The organism is Enterobacter sp. 301B, assembly GCF_003850715.1.
In the GTDB taxonomy this organism is placed as follows: Bacteria; Pseudomonadota; Gammaproteobacteria; order Enterobacterales; family Enterobacteriaceae; genus Enterobacter; species Enterobacter intestinihominis.
The window spans coordinates 261,769-279,068 of record NZ_PQTC01000004.1; the positions used below are offsets into that span (position 1 = coordinate 261,769).

16 protein-coding genes are annotated in these 17,300 nt (G+C 56.6%); 13 read left to right on the top strand and 3 right to left on the bottom strand.

The genetic code is table 11. The annotated features are described in order from the left end of the window. Positions 1 to 12 precede the first annotated feature (12 nt). The 8 genes from hpaX to yjiA all read left to right on the top strand — a co-directional run bounded on the left by hpaX (position 13) and on the right by yjiA (position 8,521). The gene (hpaX, locus tag C3451_RS06810; protein ID WP_032625355.1) at positions 13 to 1,359 is read left to right on the top strand and encodes a 4-hydroxyphenylacetate permease; all 1,347 of its coding nucleotides are present in this window, start codon (positions 13 to 15) and stop codon (positions 1,357 to 1,359) included. Then, positions 1,331 to 2,221 carry a 4-hydroxyphenylacetate catabolism regulatory protein HpaA gene (gene hpaA / locus C3451_RS06815; RefSeq protein WP_045621222.1) on the top strand — a complete coding sequence of 297 codons (891 nt, stop codon included), beginning with the start codon at positions 1,331 to 1,333 and terminating at the stop codon, positions 2,219 to 2,221. The genes hpaX and hpaA overlap by 29 nt, the downstream gene beginning before the upstream one ends. A gap of 195 nt (positions 2,222 to 2,416) precedes the next feature. Continuing rightward, the gene (gene hpaB / locus C3451_RS06820; RefSeq protein WP_045621221.1) at positions 2,417 to 3,979 is read left to right on the top strand and encodes a 4-hydroxyphenylacetate 3-monooxygenase, oxygenase component; all 1,563 of its coding nucleotides are present in this window, start codon (positions 2,417 to 2,419) and stop codon (positions 3,977 to 3,979) included. A gap of 17 nt (positions 3,980 to 3,996) precedes the next feature. Continuing rightward, on the top strand, positions 3,997 to 4,506 hold the full coding sequence (locus C3451_RS06825; RefSeq protein WP_003856606.1) for a 4-hydroxyphenylacetate 3-monooxygenase reductase subunit: 510 nt from the start codon (positions 3,997 to 3,999) through the stop codon (positions 4,504 to 4,506). Between the two features lie 120 nt (positions 4,507 to 4,626). Next, positions 4,627 to 4,884, top strand: coding sequence for an HTH domain-containing protein (locus tag C3451_RS06830; protein ID WP_022646951.1), 258 nt, complete (start codon positions 4,627 to 4,629; stop codon positions 4,882 to 4,884). A 219-nt stretch (positions 4,885 to 5,103) separates the two neighbouring features. Further along, on the top strand, positions 5,104 to 7,257 hold the full coding sequence (locus tag C3451_RS06835) for a carbon starvation CstA family protein (protein WP_022646950.1): 2,154 nt from the start codon (positions 5,104 to 5,106) through the stop codon (positions 7,255 to 7,257). A 96-nt stretch (positions 7,258 to 7,353) separates the two neighbouring features. Continuing rightward, positions 7,354 to 7,557: a YbdD/YjiX family protein gene (locus C3451_RS06840; protein ID WP_003856610.1), complete on the top strand. Its 204-nt coding sequence runs from the start codon at positions 7,354 to 7,356 to the stop codon at positions 7,555 to 7,557. Between the two features lie 10 nt (positions 7,558 to 7,567). Then, the gene (gene yjiA, locus C3451_RS06845; protein ID WP_045621219.1) at positions 7,568 to 8,521 is read left to right on the top strand and encodes a GTPase; all 954 of its coding nucleotides are present in this window, start codon (positions 7,568 to 7,570) and stop codon (positions 8,519 to 8,521) included. 60 nt (positions 8,522 to 8,581) lie between these two features. On the opposite strand, the gene C3451_RS06850 is transcribed toward yjiA, so the two are convergent. After that, positions 8,582 to 9,940 carry an esterase-like activity of phytase family protein gene (locus C3451_RS06850; RefSeq protein ID WP_045621218.1) on the bottom strand — a complete coding sequence of 453 codons (1,359 nt, stop codon included), beginning with the start codon at positions 9,938 to 9,940 and terminating at the stop codon, positions 8,582 to 8,584. A gap of 409 nt (positions 9,941 to 10,349) precedes the next feature. Between C3451_RS06850 and C3451_RS06855 the strand changes: the two genes are divergently transcribed. Beyond that, the gene (locus C3451_RS06855; protein ID WP_023299248.1) at positions 10,350 to 10,895 is read left to right on the top strand and encodes a YfaZ family outer membrane protein; all 546 of its coding nucleotides are present in this window, start codon (positions 10,350 to 10,352) and stop codon (positions 10,893 to 10,895) included. Positions 10,896 to 11,073: 178 nt separating this feature from the next. On the opposite strand, the gene C3451_RS06860 is transcribed toward C3451_RS06855, so the two are convergent. Continuing rightward, positions 11,074 to 12,444, bottom strand: coding sequence for an NAD-dependent succinate-semialdehyde dehydrogenase (locus C3451_RS06860; protein WP_045621216.1), 1,371 nt, complete (start codon positions 12,442 to 12,444; stop codon positions 11,074 to 11,076). Positions 12,445 to 12,594: 150 nt separating this feature from the next. Between C3451_RS06860 and C3451_RS06865 the strand changes: the two genes are divergently transcribed. The 4 genes from C3451_RS06865 (at position 12,595) to C3451_RS06880 (ending at position 16,989) form a co-directional block, all read left to right on the top strand. Further along, positions 12,595 to 13,338, top strand: a complete 744-nt coding sequence (locus tag C3451_RS06865) for an AraC family transcriptional regulator (protein WP_045621214.1) — start codon at positions 12,595 to 12,597, stop codon at positions 13,336 to 13,338. Between the two features lie 48 nt (positions 13,339 to 13,386). After that, positions 13,387 to 14,034 carry a LysE family translocator gene (locus C3451_RS06870; RefSeq protein WP_045621212.1) on the top strand — a complete coding sequence of 216 codons (648 nt, stop codon included), beginning with the start codon at positions 13,387 to 13,389 and terminating at the stop codon, positions 14,032 to 14,034. 101 nt (positions 14,035 to 14,135) lie between these two features. Further along, entirely contained in the window at positions 14,136 to 15,317 is a 1,182-nt protein-coding gene (locus C3451_RS06875) for a restriction endonuclease (RefSeq protein ID WP_045621211.1), read from the top strand. Between the two features lie 49 nt (positions 15,318 to 15,366). Next, a complete protein-coding gene (locus C3451_RS06880) occupies positions 15,367 to 16,989 on the top strand; it encodes a class I SAM-dependent DNA methyltransferase (protein WP_045621209.1) in 1,623 nt (540 codons plus the stop codon). A 202-nt stretch (positions 16,990 to 17,191) separates the two neighbouring features. Here the strand turns inward: C3451_RS06880 and C3451_RS06890 are convergent. Next, positions 17,192 to 17,300: IS3 family transposase (locus C3451_RS06890; protein WP_131023897.1), on the bottom strand; the 109-nt coding region annotated here is incomplete at its 5' end.

Here is a 17,300-nt window from a genome sequence, read left to right on the forward strand (position 1 = left end):
CTGGAGCGCAGCATGACGACCTCTACCCTGCAAGATAAGAAAGCTATAGAACATCGCGTTATCAACAAGCTGTTCCGTCGTTTGATCGTGTTTCTCTTTATCCTGTTTGTCTTTTCGTTTCTCGATCGCATCAACATCGGCTTTGCCGGGCTAACGATGGGCAAAGATCTGGGCCTCACGTCGACCATGTTTGGCCTGGCCGCGACCTTGTTTTACGTCACCTACGTGCTGTGCGGGATCCCCAGCAACATCATGCTGGCGAAAATCGGCGCGCGGCGCTGGATCGCCGGGATCATGGTGGTGTGGGGCATCGCCTCTACCTGCACCATGTTCGCCACCAGCCCCGAAACGCTCTACGTCCTGCGCATGCTGGTGGGCATTGCCGAAGCCGGTTTCCTGCCGGGGATCCTGGTCTATCTCACCTGGTGGTTCCCGGCGTATCACCGCGCCCGCGCCAACGCGTTGTTTATGATCGCCATGCCGGTGACCATGATGCTCGGCTCGATCCTCTCCGGGTACATTCTGGCGATGGACGGGCTGTGGAACCTGAAGGGCTGGCAGTGGCTGTTCCTGCTGGAGGGGCTGCCGTCGGTGGTGCTCGGCGTGGTGACCTGGTTCTACCTTAACGACACCCCGGATCAGGCCACCTGGCTGGATGATGATGAAAAGCAGGCACTCAAAACGATGATCGCCCGCGAGCAGGAACTGGCCATTGCGCACGTCGCCACGCCGCGATCGACGCTGCGCGAGGTGCTGACGCCCGCCGTACTGCTCTACACGCTGGCCTACTTTTGCCTGACGAATACGCTGAGCGCGATCAACATCTGGACGCCGCAGATCCTGCAAAGCTTCAACACCGGCAGCAGCAATATCGTGATTGGCCTGCTGGCGGCGATCCCGCAGTTTTGCACCATCCTCGGGATGATCTGGTGGAGCCGCCGCTCCGACAGGCTGAAAGAGCGAAAAAAGCACACCATCCTGCCGTATCTGTTTGCGGCGGCGGGATGGATGCTGGCCTCGGCGACCGATCACAGCCTGATCCAGCTGCTTGGCATCATCATGGCCTCAACCGGATCGTTTACCGCCATGGCGATATTCTGGACCACGCCGGACCAGGTGATTAGCCTGCAATCACGCGCGGTGGCGCTGGCGGTGATCAACGCCATCGGCAACGTCGGGTCTGCCGTCAGCCCATTGCTGATTGGTATTCTGCGCGACGCGACCGGCAGCTTCAGCTCGGGGCTGTGGTTCGTGGCGGGTCTGCTGGTAGTGGGCGCGCTGGTGCTGACGCGCATTCCGATGACGCAGCGGGTTCAAAAGAGGAACGATCATGTGCCAGAGCCCTATCGCCAACATTGATATCAGCAAGGAGTACGACGAAAGTCTGGGCACCGACGATGTGCACTACCAGTCGTTCGCCCGCATGGCGGCCTTTTTTGGCCGCGACATGCAGGCGCACCGCCACGACCAGTATTTTCAGATGCATTTTCTCGACACCGGGCAGATTGAGCTGCAGCTCGACGACCACCGCTACTCGGTGCAGGCGCCGCTGTTCGTTCTGACGCCGCCGTCGGTGCCGCACGCGTTTATCACTGAATCCGACAGCGACGGCCACGTGCTGACGGTGCGCGAGGAGCTTATCTGGCCGTTGTTAGAAGTGCTCTACCCCGGCACGCGGGAGGCGTTCGGCCTGCCGGGGATCTGCCTGTCGCTTGCCGACAGGCCTGACGAGCTGGCGGCGCTGAAGCATTACTGGCAGCTCATTGCCCGGGAATCCACGGAACAGCTGCCGGGCCGTGAGCATACGCTGGTCCTGCTGGCGCAGGCCGTATTTACCCTGCTGCTGCGCAACGCGAAGCTCGACGACCACGCTTCAGGCGGCATGCGCGGCGAGCTGAAGCTGTTTCAGCGCTTTAACCAGCTGACAGATGCGCATTACCACGAGCACTGGACGGTGCCGGAATACGCCAGCGAACTGCATCTTACCGAATCCCGCCTGACCGATATCTGCCGCCGCTTTGCCAACCGCTCGCCGAAACGGCTGATCTTCGACCGCCAGCTGCGGGAAGCCAGGCGCTTGCTGCTGTTTTCCGACAGCACAGTGAGCGAAATTGCCTGGCAACTGGGGTTTAAAGATCCGGCCTATTTCGCCCGTTTTTTCAACCGACTGACGGGGTGCTCACCCAGCGCATACCGGGCGCAGAAAGTACCGGTTTCCTGAACGCATCACGGTTCGTAGGGCGGGTAAGCGCAGTGCCACCCGCCGAAAAGCCGCACAGATCACAAAACAACATCCCACCCGAAAAGTACCTGCCGTTGTCCCAATCGTCCCTTCACGTTCCGCCCCTCTCACGCTTCAATTAAACAACAAAAACAAAACATAAATTTAACAACCATCTTCCGATACGAGGTCCCTATGAAGCCTGAAGATTTCCGCGCTGATGCCAAACGTCCGTTAACCGGTGAAGAGTATTTAAAAAGCCTGCAAGATGGCCGTGAGATTTATATCTACGGCGAGCGCGTTAAGGACGTTACTACCCACCCGGCATTTCGCAATGCGGCGGCGTCCATCGCCCAGATGTACGATGCCCTGCACAAGCCAGACATGCAGGATACACTCTGCTGGGGCACCGACACCGGCAGCGGCGGCTACACCCATAAATTCTTCCGCGTGGCGAAAAGCGCCGACGATCTGCGCCAGCAGCGCGACGCCATCGCCGAGTGGTCGCGCCTGAGCTACGGCTGGATGGGCCGCACGCCAGACTACAAAGCCGCGTTCGGCTGCGCGCTGGGGGCTAACCCTGCCTTCTACGGTCAGTTCGAGCAGAACGCCCGCAACTGGTACACCCGTATTCAGGAAACCGGCCTGTACTTTAACCACGCCATCGTCAACCCGCCTATCGACCGCCATAAACCGGCGGACGAGGTGAAAGACGTTTACATCAAGCTGGAGAAAGAGACCGACGCCGGGATCATCGTCAGCGGCGCGAAAGTGGTGGCCACCAACTCGGCGCTGACCCACTACAACATGATTGGTTTTGGCTCTGCGCAGGTGATGGGCGAAAACCCGGACTTCGCGCTAATGTTCGTCGCGCCGATGGATGCCGAAGGGGTGAAGCTGATCTCCCGCGCCTCTTACGAGATGGTGGCAGGGGCGACCGGTTCCCCGTACGACTACCCGCTCTCCAGCCGCTTTGACGAGAACGACGCCATTCTGGTGATGGATCATGTGCTGATCCCGTGGGAAAACGTGCTGATCTACCGCGATTTCGACCGCTGTCGTCGCTGGACGATGGAAGGTGGCTTCGCCCGCATGTACCCGCTTCAGGCCTGCGTGCGTCTGGCAGTGAAGCTCGACTTCATCACCGCTCTGCTGAAGAAATCGCTGGAGTGCACTGGCACCCTCGAGTTCCGCGGCGTGCAGGCGGATCTCGGCGAAGTGGTGGCGTGGCGCAACATGTTCTGGGCGCTGAGCGACTCCATGTGCTCCGAAGCCACGCCGTGGATAAACGGCGCGTACCTGCCTGACCACGCGGCGTTACAGACCTACCGCGTGATGGCGCCGATGGCCTACGCGAAAATCAAGAACATCATCGAACGCAACGTGACCTCCGGGCTGATCTACCTGCCGTCCAGCGCGCGGGACCTGAACAACCCGCAGATCGACCAGTATCTGGCGAAGTATGTGCGCGGCTCCAACGGGATGGATCACGTCGAACGCATCAAGATTCTGAAACTGATGTGGGATGCCATCGGTAGCGAGTTTGGCGGACGTCACGAGCTGTACGAAATCAACTACTCCGGTAGCCAGGATGAGATCCGCCTGCAATGCCTGCGTCAGGCGCAAAGCTCCGGCAACATGGACAAGATGATGGCGATGGTTGACCGCTGCATGTCCGAGTACGACCAGCACGGCTGGACTGTACCGCACCTGCACAACAACACTGATATCAACATGCTGGATAAGCTGCTGAAATAACGCAGCGGGAGGTTTCAATGCAATCTGAAGAACGCCTGCGTTTTCGCGACGCGATGGCCAGCCTGTCGGCGGCGGTGAATGTGGTCACCACCGAGGGCGATGCGGGCCGCTGCGGCATTACCGCCACCGCCGTCTGTTCGGTCACGGATACCCCGCCCTCGGTCATGGTCTGCATCAACGCCAACAGCGCCATGAACCCGGTCTTCCAGGGCAACGGCAAACTGTGCGTCAACGTGCTGAACCACGAGCAGGAGATCATGGCCCGCCACTTTGCCGGGATGACCGGCATGGCCATGGAGGAGCGCTTTGCTCTCTCCTGCTGGCAGAAAGGACCGCTGGCGCAGCCGGTGCTGAAAGGCGCCCTGGCAAGCCTGGAAGGTGAGATAACCCAGGTGCAAACCATCGGCACCCATCTGGTCTACCTGGTGGAGATTAAGAACATCATCCTCAGCAGCGAGGGGCACGGCCTGATCTACTTCAAACGCCGTTTCCACCCGGTGATGATGGAGATGGAAGCCGCGGTTTGATCCCGTTGCACAAAAAAACGCTAAGGTTTCCGCAAAGGTGCGCCGTTAACTATCCATAAGATAAATTTTTCGGGGCGGCTGACGACGTCGTCAGCCGCCCCCTTAACGCTGGAAAGTCTTATGGCCCCTTCACCCCGAAGCCGCTCGGCTGAGCGTCTGGTTGACATCATTATTGCTCTGCACCGCAACGGAAGCGTTAATCGCCGCGATCTGATGCAAAAATTTGGCATTACCGAACGTACGGTGTACCGCGATCTACAGGCCCTTTCCCCGATTATCGAACACGACGGCAAAGGACGCTATCAGCTGCTGCCCGCATATCAGCCCTGCCGCTGCACGCAATGCCCTGATGCGAACGACGAAACCCCGCAGGGCTAGATTATTCTCAGTGATCTCAATCACATATTTTCTCCCGCCGGGGGTGAGCCTTAACCACTCACCCTCGCTTTTGACCGCTCACGCATCGCTTTCAACCACTCACCCATTTACCGTGCTTTACACGCGCGAGGATCTGGCACGATCGCTCCAGCATTAATCAATACCTCCTCACAACGAACCCTGACCCTTTTTTCTTTACATAAAAAACCAGGTCTTACTATGGATACTAAAAAACTACTTAAGCACGTGCCCTGGGCCATCCTCGGGATCATCGGCGCTTTCTGTCTGGCGGTTGTCGCATTACGCCGGGGCGAGCACGTCAGCGCCCTGTGGATCGTGGTCGCGTCGGTTTCCGTCTATCTTGTGGCTTATCGCTACTACAGCTTGTACATCGCGCAGAAGGTCATGAAGCTCGACCCGACGCGCGCCACCCCGGCGGTCATTAACAATGACGGCCTGAACTATGTGCCAACCAACCGTTACGTGCTGTTTGGTCACCACTTCGCCGCCATTGCAGGCGCGGGTCCGCTGGTCGGTCCGGTGCTGGCTGCGCAGATGGGCTACCTGCCGGGTACGCTCTGGCTGCTGGCGGGCGTAGTGCTGGCGGGAGCGGTGCAGGACTTTATGGTGCTGTTTATCTCCTCGCGCCGTAATGGTTCGTCGCTGGGCGAGATGATCAAAGAGGAGATGGGCCGCGTGCCGGGCACGATCGCCCTCTTCGGCTGCTTCCTGATCATGATCATCATCCTGGCAGTGCTGGCCCTGATCGTGGTGAAAGCGCTGGCCGAAAGTCCGTGGGGCGTCTTCACCGTCTGCTCTACCGTGCCGATTGCGCTGTTCATGGGCATCTACATGCGTTTCTTGCGCCCTGGCCGCGTTGGCGAGGTGTCGGTCATCGGTATCGTGCTGCTGGTCGCCTCCATCTACTTCGGCGGTGTGATTGCGCACGACCCGTACTGGGGCCCGGCGCTGACCTTTAAAGACACCACCATCACCTTCGCGCTGATCGGTTACGCGTTCATCTCAGCGCTGCTGCCGGTGTGGCTGATTCTGGCTCCGCGTGACTACCTGGCGACCTTCCTGAAAATCGGCGTGATCGTCGGGCTGGCAATCGGGATTGTGATCATCAACCCGGAGCTGAAAATGCCGGCGGTGACGCAGTACATTGACGGTACCGGTCCGCTGTGGAAAGGCGCCCTGTTCCCGTTCCTGTTTATCACCATTGCCTGCGGTGCCGTGTCTGGCTTCCACGCACTGATCGCCTCCGGCACCACGCCGAAGCTGATGGCCAACGAAACCGACGCACGCTTCATCGGTTACGGCGCGATGCTGATGGAATCCTTCGTGGCGATCATGGCGCTGGTTGCGGCGTCGATTATCGAGCCTGGGCTGTACTTCGCGATGAACACCCCACCAGCGGGTCTCGGCATCACCATGCCAAACCTGCATGAGATGGGCGGCGAAAATACCGCGCTGATCATGGCGCAGCTGAAAGACGCCAGCGCACACGCGGCGGCGACCGTCAGCTCCTGGGGCTTCGTGATTTCGCCTGAGCAGATTATGCAGACCGCGAAAGACATCGGCGAACCATCCGTGCTGAACCGCGCAGGTGGCGCACCGACGCTGGCGGTGGGTATCGCACACGTGTTCCACAAAGTGCTGCCGTGGGCGGACATGGGCTTCTGGTACCACTTCGGTATCCTGTTTGAAGCGCTGTTCATCCTCACCGCGCTGGATGCCGGTACGCGTGCAGGCCGCTTCATGTTGCAGGATCTGCTGGGTAACTTCGTGCCGTTCCTGAAGAAAACCGACTCTCTGGTAGCAGGTGTTCTGGGTACTGCGGGCTGCGTAGGTCTGTGGGGTTATCTGCTGTATCAGGGCGTTGTAGACCCGCTGGGCGGTGTGAAGAGCCTGTGGCCGCTGTTCGGCATCTCTAACCAGATGCTGGCGGCTGTGGCCCTGGTGCTGGGCACCGTTGTCCTGGTGAAGATGAAACGCACCAAATACATCTGGGTAACCGTGGTGCCTGCGCTGTGGCTGCTGCTCTGCACTACCTGGGCGCTGGGTCTGAAACTGTTCAGCACCAACCCGCAGCTGGAAGGCTTCTTCTTCATGGCTAACCAGTACAAAGAGAAGATTGCCGCAGGCGGCGCGGATCTGACCGCGCAGCAGATTGCCAACATGAACCATATCGTGGTGAACAACTACACCAACGCGGGTCTGAGCATTCTGTTCCTGGTGGTGGTGTACAGCATTATCTTCTACGGCATTAAAACCTGGATGAAAGTGCGTAATGCCGATGGCCGTACGGACAAAGAAACCCCGTACGTGCCGGTGCCGGAAGGCGGCGTGAAGACGTCTTCACACCATTAATAAAATGGCGGGTGGCGCTGCGCTGACCCGCCCTACAACGTTACTGTAGGCCCGGTAAGCGTAGCGCCACCGGGCTTTTTCTTATCAGGACACGTTATGTTTGGTAACTTAGGCGAAGCAAAAAAATACCTCGGTCAGGCGGCGAAAATGCTGATTGGCATTCCGGACTATGACAACTACGTTGAGCATATGAAGACCAACCATCCGGATAAGCCGTACATGACCTACACTGAATTCTTCCGCGAGCGTCAGGAAGCGCGCTACGGCGGAAGTGGAGAAGGCGGCGTCCGCTGCTGCTAAAGGAGAAACCATGACCCCGATTGCCGTTACCCTGCTGACCGGTTTTCTCGGCGCCGGTAAAACCACCCTGCTGCGCCACATCCTGAATGAACAGCACGGCTTCAAAATCGCCGTCATTGAAAACGAATTTGGCGAAGTCTCCGTTGACGATCAGCTGATTGGCGACCGCGCCACGCAGATCAAAACCCTGACCAACGGCTGCATCTGCTGCACCCGCTCCAGTGAATTAGAAGACGCCCTGCTGGACCTGCTCGACAGCCGCGATCGCGGTGACATCGTCTTCGACCGTCTGGTGATCGAGTGCACGGGCATGGCCGACCCCGGCCCGATTATTCAGACCTTTTTCTCCCACGACATTCTGTGCCAGCGCTACCTGCTGGACGGCGTCGTCGCCCTGGTCGACGCGGTCCATGCCGACGAGCAGATGAACCAGTTCACCATCGCCCAGTCTCAGATTGGCTACGCCGACCGCATTCTGCTGACCAAAACCGACGTGGCGGGTGAAAGCGAAAAACTGCGTGAGCGCCTGACGCGCATCAACTCGCGCGCACCCATTTATACCGTGACGCACGGCGATATCGACCTGTCTCAGCTGTTCAACACCAACGGCTTTATGCTGGAGGAGAACGTCACCGCGAAACCGCGCTTCCACTTTATGGCAGACAAGCAAAACGACGTAGCGTCGATTGTGGTGGAGCTGGACTACCCGGTGGACATCAGCGAGGTCTCGCGCGTGATGGAGAACCTGCTGCTGTCGTTTGCCGACAAGCTGCTGCGCTATAAAGGAATGCTGTGGATCGACGGCGAGCCGAACCGCCTGCTGTTCCAGGGCGTGCAGCGCCTGTACAGCGCCGACTGGGATCGTCCGTGGGGCGATGAACCGCCGCACAGCGTGATGGTGTTTATTGGAATACAGCTGCCGGAAGAGGAAATTCGGGCAGCGTTTGCGGGGCTACAGAAATAACCGCCTTGCTTCCCCTCTCCCCTGTGGGGAGAGGGCCAGGGTGAGGGGTAAAGCCCAATATTATTTCAACGCCTCCGGCAGCGTCACAATCCACAGCTCGCTGTCGGAATCCGGCTTCTTCAGCGGCTTGACGCTGAGGGTAGTTTCAACCGCTTTGTCATCCAGCGTCAGCTTGCCTTCCGCGTTCACCCGATAATCCTTGAGCTTCTTGCCCTCGGCCGGGTTGTGCATCGCCACCTTCACGCCAAAGTCATTATCGTTCGCCACCGCCAGCGTTTTGTCGTCAATCAGCGCCAGCCCTTCGGCCTTTTCCTGCTGCCAGCCCAGCGCACGCAGATCGACCACCTGCGTTTTTTCAGCAAGTGTAATGCCGCGCTGCGCCAGCGTTTTCTCATCGTCAAATTCCGGGTATTCGCCCGGCTTGTCGAAGGCGGCCAGATCGCTCGCCTTGCTCAGATCCACCCTGTAGATGAGGTTACGCATTGCGTCGTTTTTATCTTCGCCCTGTTCAATCAGCAGGATAGTGTGGTTATCCAGCGCCACGATATCGCCGATTTTGGCGTCGCTGTTTTTGCTGTAGGCCGCGCTGTCGATAGGGTAGCCGTGCATCGCGGTTTTTCCGGTCGCAGGATCGAAGCTGACCAGTCGCGTAAACAGCGCCTGCTTTTTGCTCTTCCCGTCGATATCCAACGTACTCTGGACAGCGGCGATAATACGTCCGTCCGGCATGCGGGTCAGGCCTTCAAATCCCCGGTTTGCCTGGCGCCATTTGATAACATTTGGCAGACCGCCCGCGATGGATTTCTCCCCTTCCGCCGCCTGTGGGCCGTGGATCGCGAGGATTTTCCCTTTACTGTCAATATTAATCAGGAACGGACCATACTCATCGCACAGCCAGTAGCCGCCCTTCCCGTCCGGCGTGATGCCTTCCGTATCCAGCCCGCGGTTATCGCCTTTCAGCACTTTTAAGGTGTCGCTTAGCGCGATTTCATTGGTGGAACCAATCACGCCACTTTGCAGCGGCAGACCGTTGATTTCGCCTTTATCGTCATGCAAAGGACGCGCGTCCACGGCCTCCGCTTTACCGTTTTGCACGCGGATCGTCATTAGCAGCGGGGCGAAATCCGGGGTAACAAAGATTTTAGCGTCATTTTTCCCCATTTTTGGCGAATCCGCGTTAGGACCGCGATCGGTCACGGTCGTAAACGTCAAGGCATCGCCCTGCTTGCCCGTAAACAGCAGGCCAGAGCCAATCCCCACAGGCAGCCCGTTCGGAAACGCGCTGGCAAACGCACCGCTGTATTTGACATGCGCGCCTTCGGGAAAACTGACGACGTAACGCTCCGCGGTTGGCTGTGCCGCCAGGCCAGAGAAAGAGAGCGCACAACCAATTAGCACAGGAATGATTTTTCTTTTCATAGTGTTAGCACCCAGTAAGTGAAGCCAACAACGTAATGAAGAAACGTGTCAGAAAAATGACATGGTGAAAGCGGTTCGGCACGACGGGGCGTATAGCCACCTCCAGAAATGTAAACCTGTGTCTTTATCTGTGACAACTGAAACACTTTTGGAAATTATTAGAAACTCAATTAATTCATCCTGAACTAATTTTTCCGACCCGTTCAGCGTACGTTTAATGAGAATCCTGAACCCTTGCTAAACGCGAATGCATTACGTATTGACTCCTTGCCGGGTCAACATTCGAACAACATTTAAAATTCAAAAACCAAACAAAATCAGCATAAAAACGTGACAAGCATCGCATTTGCAGAGATAAACAGCTCTTGTTAAGGTGCCCTCAGATTAATTTGATGACGAGGAAAAACTCATGAAAAAGCTCAACGTTCTCCTTCTTTCCGCTCTGACTGCCGTATCGGGCTCCGCACTGGCCATGGGCGGCAGCATTGAGCAGGGTAAAAACTTTACCAACCTGAATGTGGAAATGGGGAAATCAACCTCCGGTCTGTACACCGAAGGTAGCTGGCTGAAAAACACCGATGACGGCACCACAACCGGTGGCGTAGGAGCAGGCTACAACTTTGAAGTCGGCCCGGTGATGCTGAACGCAGGCGCTAAGGCCCTCTACGTTGGCCCGAAAAAAGGCGATAACGGCGTGGCGTTCCCGGTCGGCGGCGGTGTGAACGTTGCCCTGACCGACAGCATCAGGGTATTCGGTGAAGGCTACGTTGCGCCAGACGGCCTGAACAACAGCGTGAAAAACTACGTTGAAGCGAATGGTGGCGTAAGCTGGACGCCAGTGAAGCCGGTGACGCTGAAGGTGGGTTATCGTCACGTGAGCGTTGATGGTAAAGACGGTCGTCCTAACCACACGCTGATTGACGGCGCATATGTTGGCGGTGGCGTGTCCTTCTAAGCCTGTTTGCCCGTTTCGCCCGGCGGCGCTACGCTTGCACGGGCCTACAATGAAGGGTGCAATTTATGAATATTATTGCACCTTGTAGGCCGGGTAAGCGCAGCGCCACCAGGCAAAAAAGGCGATGAGACTGTTAATAAAAAAACCTGCCGGATGGCAGGTTTTTTTATGTCCGACATTACTTGCGAACGACCACCAGCTTCTGGTTCACAAACTCTTTGATCCCCAGGTCCGACAGCTCGCGTCCGTAACCCGAACGTTTTACGCCGCCGAACGGCAGTTCTGCCGCCGTATCGGTGAGCCAGTTGATGTACACCATCCCGGTCTCAATACGCGATGCCATCTTCTTCGCGCGCTCAATATCCTGGCTGAACACCGCTCCGCCCAGGCCGTAGTGGGAGTCGTTCGCCACCGCGACCGCCTCGTCGTCGTTTTTCACCACGTAAATCTGCGCTACCGGGCCAAAGAACTCTTCGAAGTACGCCGGGTTGTCGCGTGAGATGTTGGTCAGGATGGTCGGCTCAAAGAAGCTCCCGTCTCGCTGCACAGGTTTGCCGCCATAGTGCAGCGTAGCGCCGTTTTTCACCGCCTCGTTAACCTGTTTGGTCAACGTGTCGAGCGCGTCTTTAGAGGACAGCGGCCCCAGCGTGGTGCTTTCGTCCAGCGGATCGCCAATCTTCACCTGCTTAAATGCCTCGGTGAATTTGCTCAGGAAGGCATCGGCAATCTTTTCATGCAGGATAAAGCGCTTCGCCGCGGTACAGACCTGCCCGGCGTTGTTGAGCCGCGCGTTAACGCCGATCTTCACCGCCTTATCCAGGTCCGCATCGTCGAGCACCACGAATACGTCGTTACCGCCAAGCTCCAGCGTGGATTTCTTAATGTGCTTCGCCGCCTGGGCCGCTACCACGCTGCCCGCTTTTTCTGAACCGGTTAGCGCCGCGCCCTGTACGCGATCGTCAGCGATGATGTTCGCCACCTGATCGGACGAGATAAACAGGTTGGTCCACGCCCCTTCCGGCGCGCCCGCCTCACGCACCAGATGGGCGAAGGTTTCCGCACAGTGCGGCACAATGCTGGCGTGTTTAGCGATGACAGGGTTACCCGCCGCCAGGTTTGGCGCCAGAACGCGCATCAGCTGATAGTATGGGAAGTTCCATGGTTCGACGGCCATCAGCACGCCGATGGGGTGATGTTCAACCCATGCTTCCCCGAGTTCAGAGTCATACTTCACCGGGGCCAGGAACTGCTTCGCGTTGTCCGCATAGTAGCGGGCGATTTGCGCGCACAGCTTCACCTCGCCGCGGCTCTGTTCGATGAGCTTACCCATCTCCTGGCTGGCGATTTTCGCCAGCTCCTCCACGCGTTCGTCGATCAGGTCCGCCAGCTTATGCAGCACCGGCAGGCGCTGGCTTATGTCGCCTTTCGCCCAGTCGGAGTGATAGAGCGCATCGGCTGCCTTCAGCGCCGCTTCAACATCTGCGTCAGTGTGGGAGGGATATTCTTTGATGAGCTGGTTAGTGGCAGGATTTACTGTCTGATAAGCCATATCGAATCTCCATGTTTTACCGCTTAGGGTATTAAGGGTAGTCAACATGACTGGCTATGGACGTAAAGTTGGGTATATCCGGAAGGTTCTGAGTAAAGCGATGCCATACCGTGGCTGGCGTGGTATAAAAAACTTTCAGAAGGAGTTGCTATGACCGATACCCGCCACATCCGTCAGACCTTTCACCGCGCCTCGGGCCTTGAACTACGCAGCACGTGGCAGAGCATGCAGGCGTACAAACGCCATTGCCACCCTCAGCTCTCCATCGGCGCAATTGTGGAAGGCCAGACATGCTGCGTGTGTAATGGCAGAGAATACATCCTCCAGCCCGGGGACCTGATTGTGATCCCGGCTTATGTCCCACACAGCTGCAACCCTGTTGCCGGGCAGCCGCGTAGTTATCATATGCTTTATATCGATACGGACCTTCCCCTTGCGGTTCAGGTGATTCGCAACGCTACGCTGTTTATGTATTACCGGGAAGTTGTTGAGAGGATGTCCCCTGCGTCCGTGGACAGGCTGCTTGCTGCCCTTCCCCATTGCATGGATGAGGCAGAAAAGCCTGGATCAACCAGCCAGCAGGTTCAGCAGGCATTTCTTTCCAGTCTTTCCAGCCCGCCTTCCCTCGACGCACTTGCGCAACGATTCTCGCTGCGAAAGGAGACGCTGATCCGTACCTTCAAGAAGGACACGGGCCTGACGCCTGGCAGCTTCCTCAATATCTCCCGCGTAGAGTACGCCAAAGCGCGGCTGCGTGCCGGGGATGATATCGCCGATGTCGGCTACCAGAGCGGGTTTGCCGACCAGAGCCATTTTCATAAGACCTTTGTGCGCTACACCGCCGCCACACCGCGCCAGTACGCTACGGGCCGATCAATATCAGACAATAAATAGGTTCTGTGTTTTCGTAGTCTGGCCCCAGTTTTGCTTTCAGAGGTCGCTATGGAACTGTTCTTCCCTTCCGCTTTTCTCGCCCTGGCGCTGGCGCATTTTGTTGCCCTGTTAAGCCCGGGCCCGGATTTTTTCCTGCTGATGGGCTACGCCGCCCGCTACCGACTGCGCGGCAGCGCCGGATTGTGCTTCGGTATCGCCGCGGGTAACGGGCTGTATATCTTACTGGTGATTATCGGCTGGAGCGCACTGCGCCAGTTTGCCTGGCTGTTTACGCTGATAGAGCTTTGCGGGGCACTGTATCTGCTGTGGATCGGCTCGCATCTGGTGCGCAGCCAACCGCAGGCGCTGGCGCTTGCTGAAACCCGACAGCGGTGTCCTTCTCTGATGAAGCAGATCCTGCTGGGGCTGGGGTCGGCGCTGTTAAATCCGAAAAATGCGCTGTTCTACCTGGCGCTGATGACGGCGTTACTCGGGCCGGACGTCACGCTGCTCCAGCAAACAACGTGCGGCGTCTGGATGGTGACGGTGGTGCTGGTGTGGGATCTGGCACTGGTGTCGATGATGGGGCTATCGGCGGCGCAACAGAAGCTTAGCCGTTCGCTGTGGTGGATTGAGCGCACGGCGGGCGTGGTGCTGATGGGGTTTGGTGGGTGGGTGCTGTGGCGGCTGCTGGTAAATAGTGTGTTGCCCCTATAGAAAGCAACGCCTTTATTACCTTACAAAATAAGTGACTTAGCTATTAGTATTTCTTCCCTGACGTGGCAAGCTAACGCCACAGCAATCGTTAAGGGAACAACGTGAAAAATTACAAAGTCATTACGCCACTTTTTCCAACCTATGCGCAGGTTCAGGCAATGATGAAAGCCGTCTCCGGCTATTCAGTGAATTCGGTACGTAACATGATCAGTGCGATTCAGGAACAAACCGGCACGCCGCAAAACCCGGTCGACTGGTCCGAACCAGATATGTGGATCAACGAACGCCTGAAAGGCGAAGACGCTGAGATCGCGCTGCGAATATGGAATCAGGATAGCCACATCCTCAATCCGCGCCATAGCTACGGTAGCTATTTGTTTCTTAACTCTTCTGTCTTCGAGCTGATGGAAACGACGCCGAAAGATACCTGGGTCCCTACCCAGCGCGGGCAGCAATTCCTGAATAATGACGATGCCACGTTACGCGCGCTCGACGATAAAGAAGGGTTACTGCAACTCCTTGAACTGCTTGCAGGACGTGAAATGTCCCGTCGTGCTGACTTACTCCCGGAATGGCAGGCTTTTTTACACCAGCATTCAAAATTCGCTTCTACTAGTTCTATCAAAAGCACGCTCTACTCGCGCCTCTACAACCTGATCGATCGCGATATGGTCGCCCGTGAAGGGATGAGTTACTACATCACCGATAAAGGCCGGGCATGGCTAGCGAATGCGTTACCGGCCCGAAAAGCCGACCCACGAAAAGAACTTCTGGACGCGGTTAAGCGCTATAACCAGCAGCAAAAAGAGCAGCTTCGCGAACAAATCAGCACCATGAATCCCTATAAGTTTGAGCATTTGATTGGTCAACTTCTGGAGGCAATGGGTTATGAACAGGTGGAAGTGACCAAAGCGTCGGGCGATAAGGGCGTCGACGTTGTCGGCAGAGTACAGGTGGGCATTACCACCATCACGGAAGTGGTGCAGGTTAAGCGTATGCAGAGCAATATTACCCGCCCTGTTATCGATCAGTTACGTGGGGCGTTGCCTTATCACAGCGCGATTCGGGGCACGCTCATCACCACGGGTCGTTTTGCCGGGAACTGTGAAAAAGCGGCTCTGCATCCCGGTGCGGCTCCTATTACCCTGATAGATGGTGACCGACTGCTAGAACTGCTGATTGAGAATAATGTCGGCATCCGACGTAGCAACGCGGTCGAGCTGCTGGATGTGGATTTACAGCTTTTTGATGAGCTGGAAGAGGGATTAAAAGGCGAAATTTAACGTCTTAATCGCTACAATAGACGCCAAATTTTTCCTGAATGAGTTCATCATGGCCAAAGCACCAACAAAAAAAGCCAAAGCAAAGAAAGGCTTTGAAGACACATTATGGGATACCGCGAACCAGCTTCGCGGTAGCGTTGAATCCTCCGAGTACAAGCACGTGGTACTGAGCCTCGTGTTCCTGAAATTTATTAGCGATAAATTTGAGTCTCATCGTAAGAAAATGCTCGCCGATGAAGAGCAAAAAATGTTTGTTGATATGGAAGTGTTCTATCAGCAGGACAACATCTTTTATTTGCCGGAAGAGGCCCGCTGGTCATTTATCAAAAATAATGCCAAGCAAGGCAACATCGCCGTTCTGATTGATACCGCCCTCTCCACCATTGAGAAGAACAACCCGACGCTGAAAGGCGCGCTGCCAGATAACTACTTCAGCCGTCAGGATCTGGAGACCAAGAAGCTGGCATCGCTGATCGACACCATCGACAACATCGAAACGCTGGCGCACGAAACCGACGTTGAAGCGCTGTCGAAAGAAGACCTGGTCGGCCGCGTGTACGAATACTTCCTTGGCAAGTTTGCCGCCACCGAAGGCAAAGGCGGCGGTGAGTTCTATACGCCAAAATGCGTGGTGACGCTGCTGACCGAAATGCTCGAACCGTTCCAGGGCAAAATCTATGACCCGTGCTGCGGCTCGGCGGGGATGTTTGTCCAGTCGGTGAAGTTCGTTGAAAGCCACCAGGGGAAAAGCCGCGATATCGCCCTGTACGGTCAGGAACTGACAGCCACTACCTTTAAGCTGGCGAAGATGAACCTCGCGATTCGCGGCCTGTCCGCCAACCTTGGCGAACGTCCTGCGGATACCTTCTTCAGCGATCAGCACCCGGATTTAAAAGCCGACTACATTCTGGCAAACCCGCCGTTTAACCTGAAAGACTGGCGTAACGACGCCGAGCTGACCAACGATCCGCGCTTTGCAGGCTACCGCACGCCACCAACCGGTAACGCCAACTACGGCTGGATTTTGCATATGCTCTCCAAGCTGTCGGCCAACGGCACCGCCGGTTTTGTGCTGGCGAACGGTTCGATGAGCTCCAACACCAGCGGCGAAGGCGAGATCCGCGCGCAGATGATCGAAAACGATCTGATCGACTGCATGATCGCCCTGCCCGGCCAGCTGTTCTACACCACCCAGATCCCGGTCTGCCTGTGGTTTATGACCAAATCGAAGGCGGACGACCCCGCCAAAGGCTACCGCAACCGTCAGGGTGAAACGCTGTTTATTGATGCGCGTAATCTCGGCACCATGATGAACCGCACCACCAAAGAACTCACGGCGGATGATATCGCCACCATCGCAGATACTTACCATGCGTGGCGCAGCACGCCGGAAGAGCTGGCCGAGCGTGTTAAGCGTGGTGACAGCAAGCTGGAGCAGTACGAAGACCAGGCCGGGTTCTGCAAGGTTGCCAACATTGAAGAGATCAAGGCTAATGACTATGTGCTGACACCGGGCCGCTACGTCGGTGCCGCCGAGCAGAAAGATGACGGCGTGGCGTTTGAAACCAAAATGCGCGAGTTGTCGCAGACGTTGTTTGAGCAGATGAAGCAGGCGGAAGAGCTGGATAGAGCGATTCGTCAGAACCTGGAGGTGTTGGGTTATGGGGAATAAGTGGACAGAATGTGAATTAGGCGTTTTTATTGAGCTTAAACGTGGTTACGATCTTCCTAAAAGCGCTCGAAACGAAGGCAGCATCCCAATAATTTCCTCATCGGGTTTTACTGATTACAATGACAAACCAATGGTTAAGGGGCCAGGGGTAGTAACAGGTCGATACGGAACAATCGGTGAGGTTTGAATCGCCACGGATAATCTAGACACTTCCTAGCCGTTGATAATACTGGTTTTCATATTCTGTCGGTGACATCTGATCGCTGGAACCATGCCGACGCTTACTGTTATAAAACATTTCGATGTAATCA